We start from the raw sequence: 24,562 nt of genomic DNA, 5'->3' as shown, positions 1-24,562 counted from the left end.
TCTGTTTAATTATCCATGAATCGTTTCCTGTTTTCCGTAATTAGTGATAATTGATCCTTCAAATTCTATCCATGCTGCCCATCTTTTGTCAACATCTACATTATCAGCATATTTCCGTGCAAATCTCAAAAATGTGGTGTAATGTCCCGCTTCACTAATCATTAAATCTCTGTAAAAAGTAGCCAGTTCAACATCTTTTATGTTTTCTGATAAAACTTTAAATCGTTCACAGCTTCTTGCTTCAATCATTGCTGAAAATAATAATCGGTCACACAATGCATCTTTTCGGCTGCCATCTTTTTTCATGAATTTGAAAAGTTCATTTACATAATGGTCTTTTCTTTCTCTGCCTAAAGTCAATCCTTTGCTTTTTATTAAGTCATGTACCATTTGCAGATGTTCTAACTCTTCTCTTGCAATTATTAACATTTCGGTTACTAGTTCTTCTATTTCCGAGTTGTAGGTAACAATACTGATGGCATTTGAAGCAGCCTTTTGCTCGCACCACGCATGATCCGTTAGAATTTCTTCTATATTTGATTCAACTATATTTACCCAACGCGGGTCTGTGGCTAATTTTAATCCTAACATACTGATGAAATTTATTTGTGCAAAATTAGTGTTTTATAATCTATTTTTGATTCAAATGACCAGATTGAACTCAAAATAGCATTATTTTGCAATTGAAATTTTATAATACTATGAATCAAGTTCAAAAGCTTTTAATTATTGGTTTTGTTTGGCCGGAACCCAATTCGTCTGCAGCGGGAGGAAGGATGATGGAATTGATTTCACTCTTTAAAGCGCAAGGTTTTAGCATTACGTTTGCCAGTCCTGCACAAAACAGTGATTACATGGTTGATTTACAAGAGTACGAAGTGGAGAAAATAGCAATAGAACTTAATAATTCCAGTTTTGATGTTATTATAAAAGAACTGAATCCTGGTGTGGTTTTGTTTGATCGTTTTATGATGGAAGAGCAATTTGGTTGGCGTGTTGCCGAAAATTGTCCGGATGCGTTACGGTTGCTAGATACCGAAGATTTACATTGCCTAAGATTGGCTCGTCAGAAAGCATTCAAAGAAAATCGTTCCTTTAAGACTACTGATTTATTTGTTGAAGAGGTAGCCAAACGTGAAATAGCCAGTATTTTACGTTGTGATTTGTCTTTGATGATTTCTGAATTTGAAGTGGAACTTTTGGAATCTACATTTAAAATTGAGAAAGCCTTATTGTATTATTTGCCTTTTTTATTGGAACCAATTGTTGTTGCCGAAATAGACAAGCTACCTTTCTTTGAAAAACGAAAAGACTTTGTTTTTATCGGGAATTTTCTTCATGAGCCCAATTGGAATGCGGTTCAGTATTTAAAAGAAACGATTTGGCCCTTAATTAAGATGCGTTTGCCAGAAACAGTTTTGAATATTTATGGTGCTTATCCTTCTCAAAAAGTACTGCAATTGCATAATAAGAAAGAAGGCTTCTTAATCATGGGACGTACCATTGATGCGAAAGAAGTTGTGAAGGAAGCACGAGTGGTTTTGGCTCCTTTGCGTTTTGGTGCGGGTATTAAAGGGAAATTATTAGAAGCCATGCAATGCGGAACGCCAAGCGTAACAACTACTATTGGTTCAGAATCCATGCATGGTGATTTGTCTTGGAACGGTAACATCACGGATGATGTTGTTGATTTTGCGGATGTGGCAGTACAATTATATCAAGACAAAACAATTTGGCTTCAAGCCCAACAAAATGGACTAAAAATTATTAATCAGCGATATGTAAAATATTTGTTCGAAAATAACTTTAGAACTAAAATAGAATTTTTATGTGCTAATTTGAAGGAACATCGACTACGTAATTTTATGGGAGCCATGTTGCAACACCATACTTTAAAAAGCACAAAATATATGTCGCGCTGGATTGAAGAGAAGAATAAATAAAAAATCCCGTCAAGTTTTTGAAACAAGACGGGATTTGTATTTTAAAAACGGAGTTATTACGCAAGCATCGTAACTGGGTTTTCTATAAATTGTTTCAATGTTTGTAAAAATTGAGCTCCAGTTGCGCCATCAATTGTTCTGTGGTCGCAAGCTAAAGATAACATCATTGTGTTTCCTACCACAATCTGACCATTTTTTACTACCGGTTTTTCTACAATAGCTCCTACGGATAGAATAGCAGAATTGGGTTGGTTAATGATTGAGTTGAACTCAGTAATACCAAACATTCCAAGATTAGAAACGGTAAAAGTACTTCCTTCCATTTCTGTAGGTAATAATTTTTTGTTTTTAGCTCTTCCTGCAAGATCTCTTACGCTTCCGCCAATTTGAGATAAACTCATAGCATCTGTAAAACGCAATACAGGAACTACTAATCCGTCTTCAACCGCTACAGCAACTCCTATATTCACGTGATGGTTTATAAGAATTGAATCTTCTCTCCATTGTGAATTCACTTTTGGGTGTTTTTTTAAAGCCATTGCACACGCTTTTATCACCATATCGTTAAACGATACTTTTGTGTCCGGAACACTGTTAATGATTACTCTTGATTGCATTGCTTCATCCATTGCTACCTCTATCACTAAGTTGTAATGTGGCGCGGTGAATAAAGATTCTGCTAAACGTTTCGCAATGATTTTTCGCATTTGCGAATTTTTGATTTCTTCTGTAAAAATTTCTCCTGCTGGAACAAATACTTTAGGCGCAGCTGCAGTTTCTGTTTTGGCTGGTGCAGCCGCTACATTTGTCTGCGCTGGAGCGGCAGTTTGTGGCGTGAAGTTTTCAATATCGCTTTTTACAATACGTCCGTTTTCACCAGAACCTTTTACTTGTGTCAATTGAATTCCTTTATCACTTGCAATTTTCTTTGCTAATGGGGATGCTAAAATTCGTTGCCCGTCAGTTGATGCTTCTTGAGCAAGTGGTTCTTGAGTCACTGGCTCTGAAGTTTTTTCTGTCGAAGCAACTTCTTTTTCTATCTCTTTTTCAGCTACGGGCGCTGCTTGTGGTGCTCCGCCAGTTTTATGATTTTCTGCAATTCCGGAAATATCCGTTCCTGCTGGTCCAATGATTGCTAAAAGGCTGTCTACTGGTGCTGAATTTCCTTCTTCAATTCCAATATACAATAAAGATCCTTCGTTGAAGGATTCGAATTCCATTGTTGCTTTGTCTGTCTCGATTTCAGCAAGAATGTCTCCTTCGGCAACTGTATCGCCTACTTTTTTTAACCAAGTCGCAACAGTTCCTTCGGTCATGGTGTCACTTAAACGAGGCATAGTAATAACTATAACTCCCTCTGGTAAAGCAGTGGTAGTAGGTTTTGTTTCTTCTTTTATAGCATCGGGAGTTGCTTCTGTAGTAGCTTTTGCTTCTTCTTTAACTGGAGCCACATCAGCTGTTTTTCCAGCGATTAAGTCAGAAACATCTTCGCCTTCATCTCCAATAATTGCTAACAAAGAATCTACAGCTGCGGTTTCTCCTTCCGGAATACCTATATATAAAAGAGTTCCTTCATTGAAGGATTCGAATTCCATTGTTGCTTTGTCTGTTTCAATTTCGGCAAGGATATCGCCTTCGCTGATTTTGTCCCCTACTTTTTTTAGCCAAGTCGCTACCGTTCCTTCCGTCATCGTATCGCTCAAACGAGGCATTGTAATTATTGTTGCCATAATTGATTTATAGTTTATGAGGTAAAAATGGATAGTTCTCTTGTTCGTATACTACATCGTAAAGTTGTTGAATAGGTGGGTATTCAGATTCTTCAGCAAATTTCACACATTCTTCAACTAAACTTTTCACTCTCTTATCGATTGCTCCAATTTCTTCATCGGTAGCATATTCTTTTTCTTTAATTATATCTAAAACCTGTGTAATTGGATCGATTTTTTTGTACTCTTCAACTTCTTCTTTCGAACGATACAATTGCGCGTCTGACATTGAGTGTCCTCTGTAACGGTACGTTTTCATTTCAAGAAAAGTAGGTCCGTCGCCACGACGTGCTCTGTCAATTGCTTCTGTCATAGCTTCAGCAACTTTTACAGGATTCATTCCATCTACTGGTCCGCAAGGCATTTCATATCCTAGACCTAGTTTCCAGATATCAGTATGATTCGCTGTTCTTTCTACAGATGTTCCCATGGCATATCCATTGTTTTCAACAATAAATACGACAGGAAGTTTCCATAACATTGCCATGTTGAAGGCTTCGTGTAAGGATCCTTGACGTGCGGCGCCATCACCAAAATAGGTCATAGTAACACCCCCAGTTTCAAAATACTTGTCTGCAAAAGCCAATCCTGCACCTACAGGTATTTGTCCGCCCACAATTCCGTGTCCACCATAAAAACGGTGTTCTTTTGAAAAAATGTGCATAGAACCACCCATTCCTTTTGAAGTTCCGGTAACTTTTCCTAAAAGTTCCGCCATCACACGTCTGGGATCAACTCCCATTCCTATTGGCTGAACGTGATTTCTGTACGCGGTAATCATTTTGTCTTTTGTCAAGTCCATGGCGTGCAATGCACCGGCTAGTACTGCTTCTTGACCGTTGTATAAATGTAGAAAACCTCTAACTTTTTGTTGGATGTATAATGCGGCAAGTTTGTCCTCAAATTTTCGCCAAAGCAGCATGTCTTCATACCACTTTAAATATACTTCTTTTGTAACTTCTTTCATCTGAATTTTTCTTTTGCTAAAGTGTTATTGTATTATCAATGTGTACCTATAACGCAAAATAGTTTCCTCCCACAAATTTGCGCCCCGAAGGGTCGGGATGCAAAAATAAGACATTCCAACTTAGAACTAAAATTTAATAGGTAGTTTTTGGATTTTTTACAAGTATTTTTTGTCAAACATAAAAGGGAGCAGGTTTTTTAGGGATTCGGATTTGTAAATTGTACCAATCTCTCCCATGAAATAGATTTCAATAGGAGTCTCTTGCCGAATTTCATATTCGGCTATGGATTGTCTGCAAGAACCACAAGGCGGTATTGGGGTCGAAGTCGTATTAGTATCTGAAGCAGCTGTGATAGCCATTTTCAAAATTTTAGCCTCTGGATAGACTGCGCCTGCATGAAAAATAGCCACCCGCTCCGCACAAAGCCCGGATGGATAAGCCGCATTTTCTTGGTTTGAACCTAAAACGATCTTGCCGTTATCTAAAAGAAGGGCTGCGCCAACTCTGAATTTTGAATAAGGGGCATACGCTTTTTTTCTAATTTCAACAGCTTGTCCCATTAAATTCTGAATGTCATTTGGCAAATCTTCAATGGCATCAAATACTTTGAATTGTGTAGTAATTATTATTTCTTTCATACTAATTTGAGGAAAAAAAATCCAAACTTCATTCCGAAGCGTTCGGGCTGAAATTTGGATTATTATTGGTAAATTTTATTTATGTTTAATATTCTTCGTATTTATCTCCAAAATTGAAGGTAAGTGAAAAACGAAGGGTGTTTTCTAAAGGGTTTTTTACTTTTGATGCCGAGAATAAATACGAAACATCTACTTTGACAACATTGTATTTAAAACCTGCTCCAAGGGATAAAAATTGTCTAGCCCCTTTCAACGGACTTTCATGAAAATATCCCAAGCGCATGGCAAAGGAATCTTGGTACAAATATTCAGCACCTACCGCATAAGTTACTTCTTTTACCTCTTCTCCAAATCCATCAGGCGCATCACCAAATGATTTAAAAACACCAGATGCCCAGCCTATTGAACGGTAATTGTCATTGTTTTGATTGCGTTCTTCGGGAGCCACTGTGCCATCTCCATTCAAATCTGGATTTTGAGGAGTTGGAACTAATAATTTATTAAATTCAACATTTAAAGCAACCTTATTATAATCGTCTAATATAAAATCAAAACCAGTTCCTATTTTTAGATTTGCAGGAATGAAATTATTATTGAAATCATCGTTGTCGTAACTAATTTTTGGTCCTAAATTCTGAATATTAAATCCCGCTCTCCATCTCCCGTTGAATTCATTGTACGCCAGTTCTTCGGATTGGTAAAAACCGGCTACATCAACAGCAAATGAACTGGCAGATGTGGCGTCGTTATTTTCGGAAGCAATTTTTAAATTAGAATTTATAAATCGTCCTGCAATCGCCATCGAGAATTTCTCGCTTAGTTTTAAGGAGTAGGAGCCGTCAATAGCAAATTCATTAGGCGATACGGTTGGAAAGGTTTCTGTAGGTTCGCCAGTTCTGCGTAATTCAATATCGCCCCATCCAAAATAACGAATGCTTCCTGCAAAAGCACTTCGGTCATTCAGTTTTTGATAATAGGTCAGTTGTGCTAATGCGATATCATTTACCAGATCAGTAAGGTATGGCGTGTAACTTATTGAAAACCCTTGCGCATCTGTGGCAAATGCATATTTTGCCGGATTCCATTGCTGAGAAAAAGCATCGGCTGATGTGGCAACCCCTATATCTCCCATACCTGCAGCTCTTGCATCGGCAGCGACTAATAAAAATGGAACTCCAGGGTTTATGACCCTATTATCCTGAGCTTTTGCAAAGGAAACCATAAATAAAAGGGTAAAAATCAGTATTGTTTTTTTCATTATTTCAGAAGGTTTGTTAAACAAATATAGTATTTAATTAAAGGATTACAAGTTTCTCATATTTTTCGGATTTCTTGTTGGTTAGGCTTGATTTTACAGTGAGTTTATAGATATAGACTCCCTTCCCTATTCGGTCTCCAAAATCATCTTTGCCGTCCCAAGTGATTTCTTTGGATAAAAAACCGTCTGTCGTGACGATTTGATTCCTTGTCCAAACTATTTTCCCTGTTATTGTCATTACTTGAACCTGAACGTCTAATGGTTCAAATGGTCTGTTGTGCGTAAACCAAAACTCCGTATAGCTGACAAATGGATTGGGGTAATTTAGCACATGTGTCAATGTTATGGCATCATCACCCACTACAATAAACTGAATTTCTGTGGTTACGGGATTGTTGTACACATCCCAAGCTTTGAATGCGATTGTATGCAACCCGGGAGCTAAATTGCGCAACGGAAACCGAAGCGTTCCACTGGTGAAATCATCCAGTTTTGTTTGATAATAGTCATTTAATACAAAGGGATTGCTTACATCTCCATCTAAAATGGCAACAATATCATGGCCTATTCCGCTGGCTGTATTTATGCCGTTTTCATCTTCAAGTAACGCAACAAGAAACGGGGATTCATTTGTTATTCCGCCAGAAACAAAAGTCTCGTCATTCATGTATAACTTCACTGTTGGGCTAATATTGTCTGTTGCGGCATTTTCGTTTATTCCGCCTATTTTTATGGTAGCATCATATCCGGTTTCGTTTTGTAATACTTCATTTTTTTTGGCATAAAAGCTAATTCTTCCGTTTGCCAAAGGGATTCTGATGTCTCGGGGTACAACAAAGCTAAATTCAAATTCACCGTTTGTAACCGATGCATTTCCCCGGAATATGGTTTCTCCTAAAACATTAAAATTCATGACTGGACTATTTCCGTCATTATTATAGGTTGCTCTTGAAATGGTTTTGTCAAAAATAGTAGTGGAAACTTCACCATTATAGTTGGTCAAAGGATTGTTGTTCTCATCCGTAACTTCGCCGGTCAACTTGATTTTAGAGAGTGATTTGAAGTCCTCAATACTTTGGGTAACGGCTATGTCATTCACTTTTGTTAATCTAATTTTTGGTCTGGGGACAGCGAGCATTAATGCAGGGTCGCCAATGTAAAAGACGACATTGGTCGCTGAATTGGGATTGCTGTTTTTCGAAATTCTCAGTGCTTCTGCAATAGATAAATATTGGTTTGAGCCGTATGATAATAAATTTTTAGTAAAAACATCATTAAAGTTTTCGGCACTAAACTGACCAATGGAACGAATCGTTGTAATCATGGCTATTGCCCCGCCTTTTGGGTTCCAGTACGTATATTCCCCAGCTGTAGGTCTAAAGGGATTGTCAAAGCGGGAAAATTCACAGGTAATAGTGATGAATAATGGATATTTGAATTGATTGCTTAAATTTTGTCCGTCTGATTTTTCCCAAATCCGCTCGCTTGATAAACCGTCTTCGCCACCATGACCTAAATAATTAAATACTAAAGCGCCTTTTTCGAAAGCATTAAAGAAATCGGCTCGTGCTTTAGGGTATCTGGATCCTCCTGCAGCGGCTTCCTGAATGTAGGAATCCAAGAGGATTTTATTGACATTCAAAAAAGGTTTTTCGGTAGCAATGGTATTTGCAAGCGTATTTTGTCTTTTTTGCAAAGTGGCATCGGAGGCAATATCTGAATCATCAGAAATTAAAACAAAATTATTTCTCCAGCTTCCGTAAGATTTTATGTCGTGATATTCAATTACTTTATTCACCATTTCATCCGCCTGTTTGGAGTCGTTCACCAGCATTCGGCCTACTGCAATATCGATTCCCCCAAAATAGGAAATAACATTTCCTTCTGAAGGATCCATTAGTCCAAAAAAATCATCAGAGGCAAAAGAGGATTCTCCCGATGTATTGCTATTTAAAGAGTGATAAATAGGGACAACATTGGTATTGTTGATGATTCTGTTTTTGAAATCGTAGGAAGCATCGCCAAAAAGGTTAATGAATTGTATTCTTTTTTGTGGTGTTGAAGCATTTTTATAGATGTATTTAATGCAGTTTCTTATAGCAGCGACATCCTGTTTGCCCGAAGAAAATTCTTGATATATCGATTCTAAAGGGATTACTTTTACATTCAAATTAGAATAATTGCGGTGAAAACCGGCTAGTTTTTCAGCTTGAGAAACTAAAAATGAAGGCGAAATAATTACATAATCGATATCTTGAAATTGACCCAGACTATTTTTGAATAAGGTTCCTTTTAGGTTTTGATTCTGGACCGTTGATCTGCTTTCTTTTAAAGGAGTATAATAATCCAAGGCCTCTACTGCAATGTACTTTCTGAGTTCTCCCAAACCTGCTTTGAAATTGACTGTATTTTGATCTACATTTTCGATTTTAGTTGTGTTGTAGCTATCCGTAACATCCCATATTTGAGAGATTCCCGCTGCATTTGAAATAAGATAATTGACAATTCCGGTCTTTGCGCCGGATTGATCGTATTGAAAATGAAACTGTTTTCCGTATCCTTGAAGTTTTCTCTTGGCAATTAGCCTAATATTATCCAGAAAGCCTTTAGAGCCCGGAACGCCATTGTTGTTGTATTTGAGCTTTATTTTGACCGTTTCGGCCCCATTGAATGAGGCGTTAATGGGTAAATACCCCAAAACAAATTCAGTTTCTGAATTTTTATTCAGCGCAAGAAACGAGATGTTTCCAACTGAAATTCCGTTTGCAGTCACAGTAAATGAAGTAGGTGTAAAGGCGGCTGAGGCTGCTGTCAGCATGATTTTAACGGGTGATGTGGCGTCAAAATTAGGAAAGGTAAAGTCAAACTCCTGTTCGTTTTTAACCTCAAATGATTCGCCAAGCCATTGACGGCCCAATCGGGCAATGTTTGCCAGATCTACTTCATGGTGTTGGTGATCATCAAAGGAGGTTAAAGTCAACGTGCTGTTTCCGGCAGGTTGACTTAAAGGAGCCATTCTTTTCCCGTCAGCACCTTGCGTTGTAATGTAGTAATACGATTTTGTGTCATATAAGTTAAGGTGTGTTTTGCTTTCCTCATTCCAAGTATCAACGCCTTCACCATAAAAAAGAATGTAATCTTCATTGTTGAAAATGCCGTCCCCTTCGCCATTTATTTGAATTGCATTTTCGATCAAGTCATTTGGATAGTAAATGTTGTTGGACAGTGGTGCCATTCGTCCACCATTGCCGTATATTTTTATTTTTCGGGGGTCAGCGGTAACATCAAGTCCGAGTTGTTGCAGAAAGCTTTTAGAGATTTTATACACGCCCGATTTTTCAATATAAAATCGAAACCAAGTACCGCTCGATAAAACCGAATTAGAAATGCCATTAAACGTTTTTTCGGAGGGTGAAATTCTAGAAGTATTACGCTCTATTTCATACGAAAAGGATTTGATTCGTTTGAATCCGAAATTATCTTTAATTATTGGTGTAAGCTCAATAAAGGCATTCTTTAGTTCTCTGGAATTACGTATTTGCAAAGACGAACTTACTGTTTTAGGAAGGTTTTCAATATCTAAATCTCCGAGTTCAGCAGCAGTAATCGATTCGTAAATTATATTTGTAACTTGAATTTTCCCTTCGTCAAAAGAGACTGGTTCATTTATTTTTAAAGTAAAAAGGAGCGTTTTGGCAGTAGCATTATAATGGAAACTATTTCCTAAAAAAAAAGGGATCGTAACTTTGAAATCACCATAGGACATTTCTTTTTTTTCTAACCAATCGATGGTTGCATCGCCTTTGATTTGGGCAAAAGAAATGAACGGAAATAGGACTAAATAAGCCAAAATAATTTTTCTCATTATTTTTTTAACGGGATTAATAGACAGTTATTATTAATCAGTAAAAATAAATCATTTCATGTTATAGTAAATAATAAATATTATAAATTTGCGTTCGTATATATAATTTGTTGTTAAAATTGGTTTTTTGAAAATAGTAAGAAAGATCGATGTTGATTAATTGATAATTATTATATTGCGCCACTAAAATTATTACCCACTAAAGAGTATGAAAGCAAACAGAATTATGAGCTTACGATTGTTAATATCAATCCTGTTTATTATTGGTTTTTCCAGTTGCAGTAAAAAATCTAGCTCAAAGAATACTTCAAGAGCGACTGGTTGGAATATGGACAGTAAAAAGGCAGGTTCAAATAATAAGAAACAAGTAGCAGGTCCGGGATTGGTTTTTGTTGAAGGAGGTACATTTACCATGGGTAAAGTGCAGGATGATGTTATGCATGACTGGAATAACACCCCAACACAACAACATGTTCAATCTTTTTATATGGATGAAACGGAGGTAACGAATTCAATGTATTTGGATTATTTAGACTGGTTGAAAAATGTGTATCCACCAACGGAAGAAAATTATAAAAATATATATGAAGGTGCCTCGCCAGACACTTTAGTTTGGAGAAATCGATTGGGCTATAATGAAACAATGACCAATAATTACTTAAGACACCCTTCTTATGCAGAATATCCTGTAGTAGGTGTAAATTGGATTCAAGCAGTCGAATTTAGCAATTGGAGAACCCAACGTGTAAATGAAGCGCTTCTGGAAAAAAACGGATACCTTAAAAAGAATGCAAAAACACTAGATGTGACTGCAGACAGCAATTTTGATACTGAAACCTATTTAAATTCACCGACCTTGGCTTATGGAGGAAATGAAGATATTGTATTAAAAGGAAGAAAAGGAGCCAGAAAAACTCCTAAAGCTGGAAAAAACGGGACGGTTGTAGAACCAAAGAATGTTTATGCGCAGCGTTCTTCCGGAATTCTTCTTCCGGAATACAGGCTTCCTACAGAGGCGGAATGGGAATATGCAGCTGCAGCCGATGTGGGACAAAGAGAATATAACATATACAAAGGGCAAAAAAAATATCCTTGGTCAGGCGGGTACACGCGTTCAGGCAAAAGACAAAGCAAAGGGGATCAATTGGCTAATTTTAAGCAAGGAAATGGTGATTACGGCGGAATTGCAGGTTGGTCTGATGATGGGGCTGATATTACAAATGAAGTAAAAAAGTATCCTGCAAATGATTTTGGATTGTACGATATGGCCGGAAACGTAGCTGAGTGGGTTCAAGATGTTTACCGACCTATTATCGATAATGAAGCAAATGACTTTAATTATTTCAGAGGGAATCAATACACTAAAAATAAAATTGGTGAAGATGGCAAAGTAGAAATTGTCACTAAAGACAATATGAAATTTGACACTTTAAGCAACGGAAGAATCATTGCCAGAAACTTTCCAGGTCAAATCGCTCAGGTACCCGTTGACGAACAAGAGACTTATCTGAGACAAAATTTTAATAAAAGTGATAATATTAACTACAGAGATGGAGATAAACAATCTACTAGATATTATAATTTTGGAGATTCAGAATCAGATGACGAGAAAACGAAAGAAGAAAAAAACATGTATAACTCCCCAATACACAATGTGACTACGGACAGTTTAGGGAACATGGTTAGGAAATATGATAAATCAAGCAAAAGAACAACTTTGATAAATGACAATGTCAGAGTTTACAAAGGAGGATCCTGGAGGGATAGAGCCTATTGGTTAGATCCGGCTCAAAGAAGGTATTTTCCTCAGGACATGGCCACAGATTACATTGGCTTTAGATGTGCGATGTCTCGAGTAGGAGCAAAAGCAGATAAAAAAAGATCAGCCAGAAATTAATTTTTATATAAATACAAACAAAAGCCCTTTGATTAGGGCTTTTGTTTTTTTAAATCGTTTCAAATGGATATTAATTACATTCATAGTTTGTTTTTGCAATGCAACTCAGTTTCAATTGACACCCGCAAGATTGAGCCAAACTCCTTATTTGTTGCCATAAAAGGAGAGCGTTTTGATGCTAACACTTTTGCAAAAGAAGCATTAGAAAAAGCAGCTGCGTATGTTATAATTGATGATGAATCTTATTTTATTGATCAAAGGACTATCTTAGTTGAAGATAGTCTGGTCGCGCTGCAGGAATTAGCAAAATACCATCGTGAATATTTAAAATTGCCCATATTAGCACTTACCGGAAGCAATGGAAAAACAACCACTAAGGAACTTATTCAGGTTGTACTTTCGAAAAATTTTAAAACCAAAGCAACCGTTGGCAATTTAAACAACCATATTGGGGTTCCATTGACATTGCTTTCTTTTACTTCAGAAACTGAAATAGGAATAGTTGAAATGGGAGCAAATCACAAAAAAGAAATTGAATTTCTATGTGAATTAGCAACACCGGATTATGGGTATATCACTAATTTTGGCAAAGCCCATTTAGAAGGTTTTGGTGGTGTAGAGGGCGTTATTGAAGGCAAAAGCGAAATGTATCAATACCTTTCAAAAAAAGACAAGCTTGCTTTTGTTAATTTGGAAGATACAATTCAAGTTGAAAAATCAAAAAGGTTACACTCATTTACTTTTGGTATAAATAAAACAAATGCGGATGTTAATATTACTTCGATTAAGGCAAATCCTTTTGTAGAAATATGTTATTTCGGATTGGAAATAAAATCCCACCTAATTGGGTTGTATAATGCCAATAACATCAATGCAGCGCTCACTATTGGTAAGTATTTTAGTATCGATGATATCGCAATAAAAGAAGCTTTAGAAAGCTATGTACCTGAAAACAACAGATCACAGTTGTTGACAAAAGGAACTAATCAAGTAATTCTAGATGCCTATAATGCAAATCCGAGTAGTATGGCTGTAGCTATTGAGAATTTTCTACAGTTAGAGGATTTAAATAAGGTTATGATTTTGGGAGATATGTTTGAGTTGGGACAGGAAAGTCAGCAAGAACATAAAGCAATAGTTGACCTTCTTTTGAACGAAGATAAAGTGAAATGTTATTTTATAGGTGCAGCATTTTATACCAATAAACAGGAGAAAAGTAACTTCTGGTTCTATAGTACATTTGAGGAATTTTCTAATGATTTACCAATGATAACATTCAACAATAGTACTATTTTGATAAAAGGATCGAGAGGAATGGCACTGGAACGAACGTTAGATTTTTTGTAATTAAAAAATATTTTTTTTAATAAAAATGCCATCATATTAAAGTTATGATGGCATTTTTCATGGAAGTTCTCACACCCTGACTTTGAAGACCATTGATGAAATTAACAGCAACTTCTCCGGCTAAAACTGGATATTCAGAAAAATATTCGAAGTTTCTTCCGCCAAGAGGTTATTGCTTCATATTTACTCCGGGTCCTAATACTATTTGAACGTCGTTAGTCTGAGATTCGATTTCTAGGGTTTCACCCATTTTTTGTACCAATGCTGGATTCCAGGACGAAGCAAGTGCCGATGCAGTCGGAAAACAATGGAAGGAACACTATTAGTAAAGTCGAAACCTTCTGCTTTACGCAAACCAAGCGGTCCATCCGTCATAAAAATAGTAGGAATACCCAGTATTGAACGGCTTTTGTGGAGCAAGCAGTTGCGCCGGAACATAAAAAAGCTTTTCTTCTAAACTCATTTGAGCTACTAGTTTTTTTGCCTTAGCGCGATAATCTACATCTTGAGGATGCGATTGGGAGACTAATGTCAGTCCAAAAAGTAATAAACACATTTTTTTTTCGTCTTTTACTGGGTTGTTTTTGAATTATTGAGTTCGTTAATTAAATGTGTTATTTTGTCGCAGTGTATATTTATTTGATTCGTAATGCATTTTGTATAATTTTTTGATTAATACCTTTTTTAAGCTATTTTTAGTACAGATGTGTTTTTATACAATCGATTTGTACTATTATTGCTGTGTTTTTTCTTTTCAATAGAAAAACACTGCATTGAGAGTTTTGAAAAAGTGATGTTCTTTAATTTTCTTATAAAAATGAGCTAAATTGCAACACTAATAAATTATACTTTAATTATCAGAAAATAAGTACATGTTAAAAAATATTTTAGACAATAAGGAAAACTATCAGCCCGGCTTATCAATAGATTGTGTGATTTTTGGATTTCATGACAATCAGCTAAAAGTGTTATTGATAAAAACAAAGTACAGTGATAAATGGGCTTTGCCCGGTGGTTTTGTGCCTATAAATGAGGATATTGATCAGGCTGCTGTCACTGTTTTGAATAGTAGAACGGGACTAAGGGGGATTTTTCTGAGACAATTTTCAACTTTTGGAGCAGCCAGAAGGTGTAATGTTGATGTCAGTAATACTGTTTTAGATTTTTACGGAATACCTTTAGCGGAAGGCAAATGGTTTGCCAGTCGTTTTGTAACCGTTGGGTATTATGCCTTGGTTGATTTTTTAAAAACGATTCCGCAACCCGAGGGTAACAATGAAACGGTGGAATGGATTGACCATAATGCGGTGCCGGAATTAGTTTTAGATCACAAGGAAATTTTAGATAAAGCATTAGAAACACTCCGCATGGAATTGAATTTAATGCCGGTAGGCTATAATTTATTACCCGAAAAATTCACGATTCCTGAGTTGCAGAAATTATATGAAACCATCTTAGGCAGAAAACTCGACCGTAGAAATTTTTTACGTAAGATAATGGCAATTGGGATATTAAATAAGCTGGACGAGAAGAAAAGTAATGTAGCCCACAAAGCCCCTAATTTATACCGTTTTGATAAAGAAAAATACGAAGAGGTTGTTAAAAACGGGTTGACGCAGGGGTGGTAAATTAAAGAAAAGGCATAAAAAAACTTCATTAGAAATAATGAAGTTTTTTGTGGGCGATTAGGAACTGTTTTCTAACCATTTTATGCAGGATTTGAAGAAATAACAATTTATAAATTATTTCAGCGTTTTTGTCTATAAAAGTTTTGATCAACCAAGGACTGGCTATTCTATCAATTTTAGGGAGTTCTCTAGTAATCCATTTCATTTGAAATAATATAAAGGAAATTTTGCTCCTTAAATAGTAAGCTAATCTACATTTATTTATCTAGGTTTCAAAAAAACACTTACGAATCAATTGTTTAAGAGCTAAGATTAGAGATTGATTATTTCGACAATGGATCTTTATACAAAAAAAGATAAAACAAATAAATATCAGTCTCTTTAATATGACTTTAGGATATTCGAATCAATAATCTTAATAAATTTAGGGGTTATCAATTGTATAACCAAACTAACCTCTAAAATTAAATGACTTGGTTATTTGAATTTTGTGCGCGATAGAGGATTTGAACTCCCGATAACTTCGGGTAGAATCGTAATGTTATGAACCATTTGAGCTTATTTTTATTTGAAATTAATTCTTGAATTTTAACCCGGTTTCCCAAGATTTAACGTTGTACCTCTTTATTAATTTACAGTATGCCACTCGATGACGGGTTGTATACTCAATTTAGAAACAAGGCTGTCTGGGAATTACTTTCCGGGCAGCCTTGTTTTTGAATTATTCTTTTCCGGATTCCTTCAGTTTTTCAGCAGCCTGATTTATCTTGTCAGCTCCTTTTTTAAGAATTTCTCCTGCTTTTATTCTGGTAGAATCAGCGGCAGCATCAACTTTTACCGCTGCAGTATCGATAGCTCCTTCCATTTCATTACTAATGGCCTCTCTAGCTTCTTTCACTTCCTCTTTTGTTTCTTCTTTACAAGAAGTCATTAAAGTGGCAACAAATACTAATCCTAAAAGTGCTTTTTTCATTATATTTTCATTTTAAAAAATTGATAATTGAGTACATTCATCGTATAAAGATAAACAAAATCGCTACAAACATAAGTTTGGGGAAATTTCGTTTATTGGACACCAATTACCACTATTTTATACATTAGTGGTAACAGCGTCTCTGTCAATTTTCCCGATCAATCCTGCTAATACTTTTCCAGGGCCTACCTCAGTAAATGAGGTTGCTCCGTCTTGGATCATTTGCTGTACTGATTGTGTCCACTTTACCGGAGCTGTCAATTGAATGATTAGGTTTTTCTTAATTTCTGCGGGGTCTGATACTGCACTGGCTGTTGTATTTTGATATACCGGACAAATAGGAGTTGAGAACGTTGTTGCTTCAATAGCTGCGGCCAGTTCTTCACGAGCCGGTTCCATCATTGGAGAGTGAAAAGCACCTCCAACAGGCAACAATAATGCACGTTTTGCACCAGCGTCTTTCATCGCTTCACACGCTTTTTCCACTGCTGATGTTTCTCCTGAAATCACTAATTGTCCTGGGCAGTTGTAATTTGCAGGGACTACAATTCCGTCAATCGAAGCACAAACTTCTTCTACAATGTTGTCAGCCAATCCTAAAACGGCCGCCATAGTCGATGGTTTTATTTCGCAGGCTTTTTGCATAGCTAAAGCTCTTTGAGAAACCAGTTTCAAGCCGTCTTCAAAAGATAAAGTACCATTAGCTACTAAAGCTGAAAACTCACCCAATGAATGTCCCGCTACCATTTCTGGTTTGAAATTCTCCCCTAATGTTTTTGCTAAAATCACCGAATGCAGGAAAACGGCTGGTTGTGTCACTTTGGTTTCTTTCAATTCCTCGGCTGTTCCTTCAAACATGATGTCTGTGATGCGGAAACCTAAAATTGCATTGGCTTTTTCGAATAATTCTTTTGCGAGAGCAGAATTTTCACACAAGTCTTTACCCATTCCTGTGAATTGCGCGCCTTGACCTGGAAATACGTATGCTTTCATGTTTTTATTTTAAAGATTGAAAAAAATTAAAGACTGAAAAATGAATTCCAATCAGAATGCAAAAATACTGTTTTTTGCGGTATTGTAAATAGGGTTATTGTTTTCTTTAAAATTGACACTTTTATTAGTGTAACATTTAGGAGTATTAAAGACTAATATTTAAAACTTAGTTTTATGAAAAAGATTTTATCAATAGCTTTCTTACTCCTTTTTAGTTTTTTATTGTTTTATGGCAACCTTCCGGTAATCAATTATGGATTTACTGGTTTTGCTTTTATTTTATTACTGTTGTTAGTAATAGGGATCTTATTTTCTGTTGGTTTGACTATTTCTCAGCAAACAAAGCAAGTCAAGATTGTTTCCAAACCTAACAAGATTTTGTTTGTTTTGGTAGGATTGCTTTTAGCGTATTGTGTTGCGCTTCCTTTTATAACCAGCCTAAAAATGTTCCGAAGCGATTCGTATCAAAAATTAATAGGCGAGGTTAAAAACGGACAAAAAATTACGAATCATATTGCTCCAATTTCAATTGATAAAATCCGTGTGGTCGATGAGGAACTAGCCCATCTTTTGGGAGAGAAAATTCTAGGTTCTCAACCCGCTTTGGGAAGTCAGGTAGAATTGGGGGATTTTTGTATCCAAAAGGTGAACAATAACTTGTACTGGGTTGCTCCATTATTACATTCTGGTTTTTTGAAATGGTTTAACAATCAAGAGGGAACTGCGGGATATGTTATGGTTTCTGCAACCAATGAACGTGATGTGAAATTAGTTCAGAGTGTAGGAGGGAAGAACATTAAGATTAAATACCAGCAAGGCGCTTACTTCCAAAGTGACATTCACAGACACGTTTATTTTAATGGAAATGCTACTGTTGGTCTGGCTGATTTTAGTTTTGAAATTGACGATGCTGGAAATCCGTTTTGGATTGTCACTAAATATGTGAAAAAAATTGGTTTTTTAGGAAAAGAAGCTACGGGAGTTATTGTGGTTGATGCACAATCTGGAGTTATAAATGAATATTCAATTGCTAAAACGCCAAAATGGGTGGATCGAATTCAGCCTTTGGATTTTATAGAAAATCAGTTGAATGATTGGGGTGAATATGTTCACGGCTATTGGAATTTTTCTAATCAGGATAAACTGCAAATTACAGAAGGAATGACATTGGTATATGGAAAAGACAATAAATCCTATTGGTACACAGGATTAACTTCAGTCGGGAAAGAAGAATCTGCAGTAGGTTTTGTATTGGTAGATACCAGAACCAAAGAAACTACTTTTTACAAACAAAGTGGCGCGACGGAATATGCGGCTCAAAGTTCGGCACAAGGGAAAGTTCAGGAGAAAGGATATAAAGCGTCGTTGCCTATTCCGTATAATATCAATAACATTCCCACGTATGCGATGACGCTTAAAGATAACGGCGGATTAGTTAAAATGTTTGCGATGGTGGCCATTTCAGATTATACGATTGTGGGCGTCGGCAATACAATGCGAGAAACCTTGACTTCGTTTAAAAATGTCTACAATATGTCTGATAATAAAATAAACCCAAATAGTGTTTCTAATAAAAAATTAGTAAAATCAGTAGTAACGCGAATTCAGAATGATGTGAAAAACGGGAATAGCTTTTATTATTTTAAGGTGAAAGATTACCCTAATATTTTTGTGGGTTCGTCACAAATATCCAATCAATTGCCAGTAACAATTGTGGGTGACAGTGTGAAAATTTCTTTTGATGTAGACATGGAAGAAGTTATTGATGTTTCAAGTTTTGAGAATATCAATTTGGAAGCGAGTATGAAATCGAAGTAATTAAAAAAGGGCTAAAGAATTTTCTTTTAGCCCTTTTTTTATTTTTTTGGCAGTAATTTAAAAGAAGTTACTTTGAATCGATTGTCTACAATTTTACCAACAATTTCGGCTTTTCGTATTGTTGTACAAAAACCGTCATTGGCGTGTGCATCTCCGTGCGAATCGATTGAACTACCGTCAACAAAATAAGATTTTCCATCCACACGAACGGCTAATTCACAACCGTGTCCTTCCATTCCAAACTGGCATTGACCACAAGCAGCCTCAACAATTTGTGGTTTTGGTTCTTCTTTTTTATCTTTATCCTGAGCACTTGCTAATGTTACAACGAACAAAAGGGTTAAGTATAATAACTTTTTCATAATTGATTGTTTTTTGCTTTAGCTAAGATACTCGTTTTTTACATCGAATAATTTTTAAACATGTAAATTCATATTAATCTGGAAAGAGGAATGTTAATAGAAGCCATTTCAATAATGACAACTGCAATAATTGGAATGATTCGTCAATCAAAACTTTCGGCAAAAAAGAATTGAGCAAGGCCAAATGTGGCAATACCTTGTGCTACCGTCAGACCATAATTAACATACATTGCACCATGAAAATAACCCGGTTCTTTCTCGAATTTATTGTGACCATGGAGGCAATATTCATTCATTTTTGGAAATCCTATGTGTAAGCAAATATTTTTTTTCTTTGAAAACTTTCCCTTGAAGGCAGTGTGGGTAATCATTATTCAGGATGTCTACGATAGAATTAGACATCGGTATTTTTTTATCAAAGGTATTTAAAGGTTCCAGAAGAACTTTCGAATGGTTAGGTGATAATTCACAAGATGATAAAAAGGAACGCTGATAACACTGATTTAGCGAATTTTTTTTTCATCTTGTTTTCGGTATAATATTGGAAGTTTATTAAATGTAATTACGAATGCACGGTAATCAACCTTGCTGCATTTTTTGCTTTTTCTACCACTTCTTCAATTGGAGTTTCTACGGTATCACTTACTAAAGCCACTGCCATTCTGCGGTACGGTCTTGAAGTTGGTTTGCCAAAGATTCTGAAATCAGTTTTAGGTAAAGCCGCAATTTTTTCGGTGCCAGAGTACGTTGGATTTGTGGAGTTTTCCGAAGCTAAAATGACTGCACTGGCTCCCGCTTTTTCTAATGTGATTTCAAAAATAGGCAAACTTAAAATAGCGCGTAAATGCAATTCGAATTCGTTGAAGTTTTGTGTTCCGGCTAATGTTACCATTCCGGTATCATGCGGACGAGGCGATAATTCCGAGAAATAAACGCCGTCATCAGTCAAGAAAAATTCGACTCCAAAAAGTCCTGCACCACCTAAAGCTTCGGTTACTTTTTCGGCCATGTCTTGCGCTTCGTACAAATCCTTGTCGGAAATTCTGGCGGGTTGCCAGCTTTCCTGATAATCGCCACGTTCTTGTCTATGGCCAATTGGCGCACAAAAAAGTGTTGGATTATTGTTTTGTACCACCGTTAATAAAGTAATCTCCGAATTGAATTTGACAAATGCTTCTACAATCACTTCTACGACATCGCCACGGGAACCCTCCACGGCATACTTCCATGCTTTTTCGATATCGGCTTCGGTTTTTATGGTGGATTGTCCTTTTCCGGACGAAGACATTAATGGTTTGACGACACACGGCATTCCAACGGCTTCAACGCCTTTTTGTAATTCCGCGGCAGTAGTGGCGTAGCGGTAATTTGCGGTTTTTAATCCTAATTCTTTACATGCTAAATCTCGAATCGCTTTACGGTTCATCGTGAAGTTTGCCGCTTTCGCAGAAGGAACTACGGTAATTCCTTGGTTTTCATAGTCATAAAAACGCTCGGTTCTGATGGCTTCTATTTCGGGAACAATAAAATCAGGTTTATGTTTGGCGACGACGCGGTCTAGGGCTTCTCCGTCGAGCATATTGATGACTTCAAAATCATGGGCAACTTGCATGGCGGGTGCATTTTCGTAACTGTCCACCGCAATTACGATTTGCCCTATGCGTTGTGCAGCGATTGTAAATTCTTTTCCTAATTCGCCTGAGCCGAGAAGTAGTATTTTCATGTTTTTATTGTGTTAGGTATAGCTAGGGACATCTCGCGAGCTGTTCTTACTGCATGAGGGATAGTAGTGGAAATCCTTTGTATTCCCGCAGCGATAGCGAAGGTAATAAAAAAGATTGCAACGGATAGCCCGACCCGCCTTTTCTGCGGGGCATGCCCCAAAAAAAAATAGTTTAAAATTTAAAGCGTTAAAACTTTAAACCTTAAACTATTTTAAACTTGAAACAAATTTTATATTATGCAGGAACCTCAGTAAGAGCTACAGCTTCTTTGATTCGGCGTAAGGCTTCAATTAGCAATTCTTCGCTTGTTGCGTAAGAAAAACGGATACAGTTTGGGTTTCCAAAAGCGTCACCGGTTACGGTTGCTACATTGGCTTCGCCCAAAAGATACATAGAGAAATCATTGGCGTCTTTGATAAACGTTCCTTTTAATGTTTTTCCGAAAAAAGAAGAAACGTCTGGGAATACATAAAAAGCACCTTCGGGAACGTTGATTTTTACTCCTGGAATGTCTTTTAATAATCCAACGACTAAATCTCTACGGCTATGGAAAGCGTCCACCATGTGTTTTAGAACACTTGGATCAGCATCAACAGCAGTAATGGTAGCACGTTGTGCAATACTATTGGCACCGCTTGTTACTTGACCTTGAATTTTTGTACACGCTTTTGCAATGAATTCTGGTGCGCCAATATATCCAATTCTCCAACCTGTCATAGCGAAAGCTTTGGCTACTCCATTCACGGTAATTGTTCGTTCTAACATTCCCGGGATGGATGCGATGCTGCAAAAAGTTCCGGAGAAATTAATGTGCTCGTAGATTTCGTCAGCAACAACATATACATGTGGGTGTTTTTCCAACACTTTGGCAAGAGCCGTTAATTCGTCTCTGTTGTACACCGATCCGCTTGGGTTACAAGGGGAACTAAACCACATCATTTTTGTTTTTGGTGTAATTGCTGCTTCTAATTGTTCTGGTGTGATTTTGAAATCCGTATCTACAGAAGTGGGTACTTCTACAGGAACTCCGCCTGATAATTTTACGATTTCGAAATACGAAACCCAGTAAGGAGCCGGTAAAATTACTTCGTCACCGTCGTTTAGCATTACTTGAGCAATGTTGTATAACGATTGTTTTGCTCCGGTTGACACTACAATTTGAGAGGGTTTGTACTCTAAATTATTGTCTCTTTTGAATTTTCTGCAAATGGCTTCTTTTAATTCAGCATATCCTTCTACTGGAGAGTAGGTGCTATAATTTTCGTCAATCGCTTTTTTTGCCGCTTCTTTGATGAAGTCTGGCGTATTGAAATCTGGTTCGCCTAAGCTTAAACTGATAATGTCTCTTCCTTGTGCTTTTAATTCTCTGGCCAAAGCTGCCATTGCTAATGTTTGAGATGTAGATAAATTGTTTATTCTATCGGATAATGGATTCATTGTAATAGGTTGTAGTTAGTTTATTAGTATATATACACTGTAAAGATGCAATGTAGAGATGCACTGCAGAGCATCTCTAGATGTTGTGATTTTGAATGATTATGTAAGTTCTGGTTTCATTCCCAATTCTTTCAAATGCTTAAAATGAGCAATAACAGCACTTCGCATCGTTTTGTATTCGTAATACGGCAAGTTGCATTCTTGGGCGGTTTGCTTTACGATACTCGCAATTTTCCCATAATGCACGTGACTGATATTTGGGAAAATATGGTGCTCTATTTGGTGGTTTAATCCACCGGTGTACCAGTTGACAATGGCATTTTTTGGTGCAAAATTGGTGGTGGTAAACAATTGGTGAATCGCCCAAGTGTTATCCATTTCTCCTAATTCATTAGGAGAAGGATTGGTCGTTTCTTCGACAACGTGTGCTAATTGGAATACAACACTTAATATGAGTCCTGCGGTATAATGCATGAGGAAGAATCCAATAAGAACTTTCCACCATGTGATTCCAATAACGATTGGTAACACGATCCAAATAGAAACGTAAATTATTTTAGTGATAATTAAAGTGGTCCAAAGTATTTTTGGGCTTTTTGCTTCTCCGTAAGATAATTTTCGCTTTAAATAGCTTTTCATCTGCTTGAAATCAGTTGTAATAGCCCAGTTGAACGTTAATAATCCATATAAAAATACCGAATAATATTGCTGAAAACGGTGAAAATTATACCATGTTGCTTCTTTTGTAAAACGAATCACACGTCCGGCATCTAAATCCTCATCGTGACCTGGAATGTTTGTGTACGTATGGTGCAAAACATTATGTTGAACTTGCCAGTTGTAGACATTTCCTGCCAGAACATAAATAGTTCCTCCCATAAATTTATTGACCCAGTGTTTATTGGAATAGGAGCCATGATTTCCATCATGCATGACATTCATTCCCACTCCAGCCATTCCAATTCCCATAACAATTGTTAATAGAAGATGTGCCCAAAAAGGCATACCTAATGTCAGAATTAAAAAATAAGGCGCCAGGAAAACCGTAATCAAAATGATAGTTTTTAAATAAAGTTTCCAGTTTCCAGTCTTTTGGATGTTGTTTTCTTTAAAGTAAGTATTTACCCGTGAGTTAAGTGTTCTGAAAAATTTCAGGCTATCTTGTTTTGCAAATGTTGGTAGCGTATCTGTCATAAAAAAATCAATAAAGGTCAAAGGTAATTATTATAAATTTTTGGATATACAAAATTGAGATAAATATTTTAACTCTAAAGTATTACTTTTGTTAAAAAATTAAAAGATGAATGAGATTCTGAAGCATTTTCCTAATTTAACGGATATTCAAAAAGAACAGTTTGAAAAATTGGATTTTTTATACCATGATTGGAACGAAAAAATAAATGTTATTTCCAGAAAAGATATTGATGCCTTATACACCAAACATATCTTGCATTCGTTGGGGATTGCCAAAATCATACAATTTGAACCGGGAACGTATGTCCTTGATGTGGGAACAGGAGGTGGATTCCCTGGAATTCCATTGGCGATTCTTTTTCCGGAAACGCGTTTTTATTTGATAGATATTATTGCAAAAAAAATAAAAGTGGTTCAGGCTGTTGCCGAGGGATTGGAATTAAAAAATGTTAAAGCTGAGCAAATGCGAGCAGAGAATGTAAAAGGAGATTTTGATTTTATTGTGAGTCGTGCCGTGACCAATATGCCGGATTTTGTTTCTTGGGTGAAAACCAAAATCAAAAAGAACAACAAACACGAATTGAAAAACGGAATTCTGTACTTAAAAGGAGGCGATTTAACTGAAGAATTAAAGGGTTTCCCTAAAGCGACTGAATACAATTTAGCTGATTTTTTTGAAGATGAATTCTTTGAAACAAAGAAAGTAGTCCACGTGCCGTTGAAGTTTGTGGTTTAGAAACATAGAATA

General features: G+C 36.5%; 21 protein-coding genes. 6 read left to right on the top strand and 15 right to left on the bottom strand.

The window, feature by feature from the left end:
- Positions 1 to 9: 9 nt before the first annotated feature.
- A complete protein-coding gene (locus EKL99_RS05545) occupies positions 10 to 591 on the bottom strand; it encodes a tRNA-(ms[2]io[6]A)-hydroxylase (protein WP_126461626.1) in 582 nt (193 codons plus the stop codon).
- Positions 592 to 701: 110 nt separating this feature from the next.
- Here EKL99_RS05545 and EKL99_RS05540 point away from each other — a divergent pair, with 110 nt between their 5' ends.
- Positions 702 to 1,943 (top strand): glycosyltransferase, encoded by a 1,242-nt coding sequence (locus tag EKL99_RS05540; protein ID WP_126461629.1) that lies wholly within the window; start codon positions 702 to 704, stop codon positions 1,941 to 1,943.
- A gap of 56 nt (positions 1,944 to 1,999) precedes the next feature.
- Here the strand turns inward: EKL99_RS05540 and EKL99_RS05535 are convergent, their stop codons facing one another.
- The 5 genes from EKL99_RS05535 to porU form a co-directional block, all read right to left on the bottom strand.
- Positions 2,000 to 3,673 carry a pyruvate dehydrogenase complex dihydrolipoamide acetyltransferase gene (locus EKL99_RS05535; protein ID WP_126576531.1) on the bottom strand — a complete coding sequence of 558 codons (1,674 nt, stop codon included), beginning with the start codon at positions 3,671 to 3,673 and terminating at the stop codon, positions 2,000 to 2,002.
- Positions 3,674 to 3,680: 7 nt separating this feature from the next.
- A complete protein-coding gene (gene pdhA / locus EKL99_RS05530) occupies positions 3,681 to 4,679 on the bottom strand; it encodes a pyruvate dehydrogenase (acetyl-transferring) E1 component subunit alpha (protein WP_126554627.1) in 999 nt (332 codons plus the stop codon).
- Positions 4,680 to 4,835: 156 nt separating this feature from the next.
- Complete coding sequence (cdd, locus tag EKL99_RS05525; protein WP_126576530.1) at positions 4,836 to 5,318, bottom strand: cytidine deaminase; 483 nt, start codon at positions 5,316 to 5,318, stop codon at positions 4,836 to 4,838.
- An 85-nt stretch (positions 5,319 to 5,403) separates the two neighbouring features.
- On the bottom strand, positions 5,404 to 6,576 hold the full coding sequence (gene porV / locus EKL99_RS05520; RefSeq protein ID WP_126562836.1) for a type IX secretion system outer membrane channel protein PorV: 1,173 nt from the start codon (positions 6,574 to 6,576) through the stop codon (positions 5,404 to 5,406).
- A 37-nt stretch (positions 6,577 to 6,613) separates the two neighbouring features.
- A complete protein-coding gene (gene porU / locus EKL99_RS05515; RefSeq protein ID WP_126576529.1) occupies positions 6,614 to 10,441 on the bottom strand; it encodes a type IX secretion system sortase PorU in 3,828 nt (1,275 codons plus the stop codon).
- A 208-nt stretch (positions 10,442 to 10,649) separates the two neighbouring features.
- Here porU and gldJ point away from each other — a divergent pair, with 208 nt between their 5' ends.
- Both gldJ and murF read left to right on the top strand, forming a co-directional pair.
- Entirely contained in the window at positions 10,650 to 12,338 is a 1,689-nt protein-coding gene (gene gldJ / locus EKL99_RS05510) for a gliding motility lipoprotein GldJ (protein WP_126461647.1), read from the top strand.
- Between the two features lie 63 nt (positions 12,339 to 12,401).
- Positions 12,402 to 13,685, top strand: a complete 1,284-nt coding sequence (murF, locus tag EKL99_RS05505) for a UDP-N-acetylmuramoyl-tripeptide--D-alanyl-D-alanine ligase (protein WP_126576528.1) — start codon at positions 12,402 to 12,404, stop codon at positions 13,683 to 13,685.
- 346 nt (positions 13,686 to 14,031) lie between these two features.
- Here murF and EKL99_RS05490 read toward each other — a convergent pair whose 3' ends face one another.
- Positions 14,032 to 14,241: a hypothetical protein gene (locus EKL99_RS05490; protein ID WP_126576527.1), complete on the bottom strand. Its 210-nt coding sequence runs from the start codon at positions 14,239 to 14,241 to the stop codon at positions 14,032 to 14,034.
- A 316-nt stretch (positions 14,242 to 14,557) separates the two neighbouring features.
- Here EKL99_RS05490 and EKL99_RS05485 point away from each other — a divergent pair, with 316 nt between their 5' ends.
- A complete protein-coding gene (locus tag EKL99_RS05485) occupies positions 14,558 to 15,313 on the top strand; it encodes an NUDIX domain-containing protein (protein ID WP_126461653.1) in 756 nt (251 codons plus the stop codon).
- A gap of 28 nt (positions 15,314 to 15,341) precedes the next feature.
- Here the strand turns inward: EKL99_RS05485 and EKL99_RS14520 are convergent, their stop codons facing one another.
- The 3 genes from EKL99_RS14520 to fabD form a co-directional block, all read right to left on the bottom strand.
- Positions 15,342 to 15,518 (bottom strand): chromate resistance protein ChrB domain-containing protein, encoded by a 177-nt coding sequence (locus EKL99_RS14520; RefSeq protein ID WP_126576526.1) that lies wholly within the window; start codon positions 15,516 to 15,518, stop codon positions 15,342 to 15,344.
- Positions 15,519 to 16,034: 516 nt separating this feature from the next.
- Complete coding sequence (locus tag EKL99_RS05475; RefSeq protein WP_197037213.1) at positions 16,035 to 16,286, bottom strand: hypothetical protein; 252 nt, start codon at positions 16,284 to 16,286, stop codon at positions 16,035 to 16,037.
- Between the two features lie 117 nt (positions 16,287 to 16,403).
- Positions 16,404 to 17,279: an ACP S-malonyltransferase gene (gene fabD / locus EKL99_RS05470; protein WP_126576525.1), complete on the bottom strand. Its 876-nt coding sequence runs from the start codon at positions 17,277 to 17,279 to the stop codon at positions 16,404 to 16,406.
- A gap of 174 nt (positions 17,280 to 17,453) precedes the next feature.
- Here fabD and EKL99_RS05465 point away from each other — a divergent pair, with 174 nt between their 5' ends.
- On the top strand, positions 17,454 to 19,097 hold the full coding sequence (locus EKL99_RS05465; RefSeq protein ID WP_126576524.1) for a hypothetical protein: 1,644 nt from the start codon (positions 17,454 to 17,456) through the stop codon (positions 19,095 to 19,097).
- 38 nt (positions 19,098 to 19,135) lie between these two features.
- Here the strand turns inward: EKL99_RS05465 and EKL99_RS05460 are convergent, their stop codons facing one another.
- The 5 genes from EKL99_RS05460 to EKL99_RS05440 form a co-directional block, all read right to left on the bottom strand.
- Positions 19,136 to 19,459, bottom strand: coding sequence for a DUF6370 family protein (locus tag EKL99_RS05460; protein ID WP_126461666.1), 324 nt, complete (start codon positions 19,457 to 19,459; stop codon positions 19,136 to 19,138).
- Positions 19,460 to 19,602: 143 nt separating this feature from the next.
- Positions 19,603 to 19,755: a hypothetical protein gene (locus EKL99_RS14630; protein ID WP_231507376.1), complete on the bottom strand. Its 153-nt coding sequence runs from the start codon at positions 19,753 to 19,755 to the stop codon at positions 19,603 to 19,605.
- A gap of 266 nt (positions 19,756 to 20,021) precedes the next feature.
- Entirely contained in the window at positions 20,022 to 21,182 is a 1,161-nt protein-coding gene (gene purT, locus EKL99_RS05450; protein WP_126554641.1) for a formate-dependent phosphoribosylglycinamide formyltransferase, read from the bottom strand.
- Positions 21,183 to 21,417: 235 nt separating this feature from the next.
- Entirely contained in the window at positions 21,418 to 22,620 is a 1,203-nt protein-coding gene (locus EKL99_RS05445; protein WP_126562842.1) for a pyridoxal phosphate-dependent aminotransferase, read from the bottom strand.
- Between the two features lie 99 nt (positions 22,621 to 22,719).
- Positions 22,720 to 23,814: an acyl-CoA desaturase gene (locus tag EKL99_RS05440; protein ID WP_126461676.1), complete on the bottom strand. Its 1,095-nt coding sequence runs from the start codon at positions 23,812 to 23,814 to the stop codon at positions 22,720 to 22,722.
- 106 nt (positions 23,815 to 23,920) lie between these two features.
- Here EKL99_RS05440 and rsmG point away from each other — a divergent pair, with 106 nt between their 5' ends.
- A complete protein-coding gene (rsmG, locus tag EKL99_RS05435; protein WP_126569159.1) occupies positions 23,921 to 24,550 on the top strand; it encodes a 16S rRNA (guanine(527)-N(7))-methyltransferase RsmG in 630 nt (209 codons plus the stop codon).
- The last annotated feature ends 12 nt before the right edge of the window (positions 24,551 to 24,562 follow it).

It is taken from the genome of Flavobacterium sp. ZB4P23 (assembly GCF_003970375.1).
Classification (GTDB): Bacteria; Bacteroidota; Bacteroidia; order Flavobacteriales; family Flavobacteriaceae; genus Flavobacterium.
This window is presented reverse-complemented; position numbering and strand designations above follow the sequence as displayed.

Excerpts from the sequence above, each read along its gene's own strand:
- rsmG (WP_126569159.1), top strand. The coding sequence starts at position 23,921 with ATGAATGAGATTCTGAAGCATTTTCCTAATTTAACGGATATTCAAAAA.
- EKL99_RS05445 (WP_126562842.1), bottom strand. The coding sequence starts at position 22,620 with ATGAATCCATTATCCGATAGAATAAACAATTTATCTACATCTCAAACA.
- EKL99_RS05545 (WP_126461626.1), bottom strand. The coding sequence starts at position 591 with ATGTTAGGATTAAAATTAGCCACAGACCCGCGTTGGGTAAATATAGTT.
- porU (WP_126576529.1), bottom strand. The coding sequence starts at position 10,441 with ATGAGAAAAATTATTTTGGCTTATTTAGTCCTATTTCCGTTCATTTCT.
- EKL99_RS05535 (WP_126576531.1), bottom strand. The coding sequence starts at position 3,673 with ATGGCAACAATAATTACAATGCCTCGTTTGAGCGATACGATGACGGAA.
- EKL99_RS14520 (WP_126576526.1), bottom strand. The coding sequence starts at position 15,518 with ATGAAATGGATTACTAGAGAACTCCCTAAAATTGATAGAATAGCCAGT.
- EKL99_RS05485 (WP_126461653.1), top strand. The coding sequence starts at position 14,558 with ATGTTAAAAAATATTTTAGACAATAAGGAAAACTATCAGCCCGGCTTA.
- EKL99_RS05540 (WP_126461629.1), top strand. The coding sequence starts at position 702 with ATGAATCAAGTTCAAAAGCTTTTAATTATTGGTTTTGTTTGGCCGGAA.
- EKL99_RS05440 (WP_126461676.1), bottom strand. The coding sequence starts at position 23,814 with ATGACAGATACGCTACCAACATTTGCAAAACAAGATAGCCTGAAATTT.
- gldJ (WP_126461647.1), top strand. The coding sequence starts at position 10,650 with ATGAAAGCAAACAGAATTATGAGCTTACGATTGTTAATATCAATCCTG.
- fabD (WP_126576525.1), bottom strand. The coding sequence starts at position 17,279 with ATGAAAGCATACGTATTTCCAGGTCAAGGCGCGCAATTCACAGGAATG.
- EKL99_RS05460 (WP_126461666.1), bottom strand. The coding sequence starts at position 19,459 with ATGAAAAAGTTATTATACTTAACCCTTTTGTTCGTTGTAACATTAGCA.
- EKL99_RS05490 (WP_126576527.1), bottom strand. The coding sequence starts at position 14,241 with ATGTGTTTATTACTTTTTGGACTGACATTAGTCTCCCAATCGCATCCT.
- purT (WP_126554641.1), bottom strand. The coding sequence starts at position 21,182 with ATGAAAATACTACTTCTCGGCTCAGGCGAATTAGGAAAAGAATTTACA.
- EKL99_RS05475 (WP_197037213.1), bottom strand. The coding sequence starts at position 16,286 with ATGAAAAAAGCACTTTTAGGATTAGTATTTGTTGCCACTTTAATGACT.
- cdd (WP_126576530.1), bottom strand. The coding sequence starts at position 5,318 with ATGAAAGAAATAATAATTACTACACAATTCAAAGTATTTGATGCCATT.
- EKL99_RS14630 (WP_231507376.1), bottom strand. The coding sequence starts at position 19,755 with ATGAATGAATATTGCCTCCATGGTCACAATAAATTCGAGAAAGAACCG.
- EKL99_RS05465 (WP_126576524.1), top strand. The coding sequence starts at position 17,454 with ATGAAAAAGATTTTATCAATAGCTTTCTTACTCCTTTTTAGTTTTTTA.
- pdhA (WP_126554627.1), bottom strand. The coding sequence starts at position 4,679 with ATGAAAGAAGTTACAAAAGAAGTATATTTAAAGTGGTATGAAGACATG.
- murF (WP_126576528.1), top strand. The coding sequence starts at position 12,402 with ATGGATATTAATTACATTCATAGTTTGTTTTTGCAATGCAACTCAGTT.
- porV (WP_126562836.1), bottom strand. The coding sequence starts at position 6,576 with ATGAAAAAAACAATACTGATTTTTACCCTTTTATTTATGGTTTCCTTT.